At 27.0% G+C, this 2785-nt stretch carries 2 protein-coding genes and 1 pseudogene; all 3 read left to right on the forward strand.

Features of this window, described 5'->3' with window-relative positions; all coding sequences use genetic code 11:
• Positions 1 to 304: 304 nt before the first annotated feature.
• Positions 305 to 1384: an aspartate carbamoyltransferase gene (gene pyrB, locus E6A48_RS09230; RefSeq protein WP_219709932.1), complete on the forward strand. Its 1080-nt coding sequence runs from the start codon at positions 305 to 307 to the stop codon at positions 1382 to 1384.
• Entirely contained in the window at positions 1381 to 2589 is a 1209-nt protein-coding gene (locus E6A48_RS09235; protein WP_219709933.1) for a dihydroorotase, read from the forward strand. Before pyrB ends, E6A48_RS09235 begins: the two co-directional genes overlap by 4 nt.
• 65 nt (positions 2590 to 2654) lie before the next feature.
• A pseudogene (locus E6A48_RS09240) lies at positions 2655 to 2785 on the forward strand (nicotinate-nicotinamide nucleotide adenylyltransferase); the annotation flags it as partial.

Consider the following 2785-nt stretch of genomic DNA (forward strand, 5'->3'; position numbering starts at 1 on the left):
GTATACTATATTATATTTTAAAGTAAATAGTATAATTGCTTTTTAAATTTTTTATCTACCCTACTAAAAAAAGCTTTTTTATGTATTGATTTTTTTTTATTTTAATATATAATTAATTCAATTTATACAGTATAGGAAATATTATGAATCGTATAATAAAAAATACATTTTACTTATTATCGTATTTTCTATGTTTGTTTAAATTAACAAATGCAGAATTTTTAAAAGGGAATAAAATTGCTATTAGTGATTTTATTCCCTTTTTTTATGCTGTAAAAACAAATAATTATTAAGGGATGTTAAAATGAAAAATTTTATAGGTATTAAAGAAATGTCAAAAGAAGAGATTTTGGAAGTATTAGATGTTGCTAAAAAATTAGATAATACTCCAAACATGGAAAGAAGAAAAATGATGGATGGAATGATAATGACAAGCATTTTCTTCGAGCCTTCAACAAGAACTAGGCTTTCTTTTAATTCCGCAGCATATAAAATGGGTTTAGATGTTATAGGTTTTGATAACCCTGATGTTTCCTCTATAAAAAAAGGAGAATCTTTAAGAGATACTATAATAATGGTTTCTGCATATTCTGATGTAATAGTTATGAGACACCCTATAGATGGTGCTGCTAAGTTTGCTGAAGAAGTTACTGACTGCCCTATCATTAATGCTGGTGATGGTTCTAATGAGCATCCTAGTCAAACATTACTTGATTTATATACTTTAAAAGATGAATTAGGAAGTATTGAAAATAAAAAAATAGCATTTGTAGGAGATACTAAATATGGAAGAACTGTTCACTCTCTTTCAAAGGCTTTAAAAATGTTTAATGGAGAGTTTTATTATATTTCTCCTGATATTATTCAGATTCCTGATTATATATTAAAAGAATTAGATAATGCTGGAATAAAATATCATAAAGGCAATAATTACGAAGAAATACTAAAAGAAATTGATTGTTTATATATGACAAGAATACAAAGAGAACGTTTTGAAAATATAGAAGACTATGAAAAAGTAAAACATGCATTCAATATTTCAAAATCTACAATAGTTGGAAAATGCAAAGAAGATATGATAATAATGCATCCGCTTCCTAGAGTTGATGAGATTAGCATTGACTTAGATGATACAAAATATGCTAAATATTTCATACAAGCTAAAAATGGTATACCTACAAGAATGGCTATGTTAGCTTTGTCTACTGGTATAATAGAAAGCAGTGCTAAGAAAAAAGAAAAAGATTATGAGTTAATAGAGAATAAAGAAATTGTTTGTCAGAATAAAAAATGTGTTACTCATTTTGAAGAGACAAAAAATAAAGTTGCTAGAAGAAGCTATGGAGATTTTTGTTATTATTGTAATAAAGAGATAACAAAATGATAATAAAGAATGCCAAAATAGAAAATAATATAGTATCTATTATTATAGAAAATGAAAAGATAAAAAAAATAGATTTTGATAATAATTTTGAAATATACAAAGACAGTAATATAATAGATGCTAATTATAATTATGTTTTATCTGGTATAATAGACCCACATGCTCATATGAGAGACCCTGGGCTTACACATAAAGAGGATTTTTCTTCTGGAAGTAAAGCAGCTGCAAGAGGCGGTGTTACAACTTTTTTGGATATGCCAAATACCATTCCAAATACTATAACAAAAGAAAGTTTAGAAGAAAAAAAGAATATGATGATTGGCAAGTCATATGTTGATTATGGATTTCATTTTGGAGGAAGTAAGGCTGATAATACTGAAGATATAAAACAAATCATAGAAAAAGCTGCTTCTACAAAAATTTTTTTTAATGCTTCTACTGGTAATATGCTTGTTGAAGATGATAAAATTTTATATAAGCTATTTGAAGCTTCAAAAATAGTTACAGTACATGCAGAAGAAAAAAAAGTTGATAAAGCAATAGAAATAGCAAAACAAACAAATACTCCACTATATTTATGTCATTTATCATTAGAAAGTGAAATTAACTCTCTAAAAAAAGCAAAAGATTCTGGTATGATAATTTATGGAGAAGCTACCCCACACCATTTATTTTTGAATACTGAAGATGTTAATAAAAATGATAAAAACAAAATGCTTCTTAGAATGAAACCAGAGCTTAGAGAGAAATCAGATAATAAGGCTCTATGGAATGCCATATTAGATGGTACAATAGACACCATAGGAACAGACCATGCACCGCATCTATTAAGCGAGAAATTAGAGAAACTTACTTTTGGCATACCTTCTATAGAGCATTCATTGGAACTAATGCTAAAAAAAGTAAAAGACTCTACTATAAATATAAAACTCCTAACCAAAATTATGAGCGAAAATATTGCTAAAATATTTGGCATAATAAGCAAAGGCGTATTAAAAGAAGGATTTGATGCTGATTTTGTAGTAGTAGATTTGAATGATGAATCCATTATAGAAGAGAAAGATATAATTACAAAAGCTTCTTGGTCGCCTTATGTAGGTTTTAAAAGAGGAGCTAAAGTTATAACTACTATAGTGAGAGGCAATGTAGTTTATAATAACGGCAAGTTTTATGAAGGTTTTGGTAAAGAAATTTTTTATAAATAAAAAATATGCTTGCAAATTATTATTTAATTATTAAACTTCTAATATTATGTTAGAAGGTAGTATCTATGAAAATTGCAATATTAGGCGGAAGTTTTGACCCTCCTCATTTGGGGCATTTAATATTGGCTGATACTATATTGCATAAACTTAAATGCGATAAAATATTATTTATTCCAAGCAAAATACCTCCACATAA

It is taken from the genome of Brachyspira pilosicoli (genome assembly GCF_019402445.1).
GTDB classification, from domain to species: domain Bacteria; phylum Spirochaetota; class Brachyspiria; order Brachyspirales; family Brachyspiraceae; genus Brachyspira; species Brachyspira pilosicoli_B.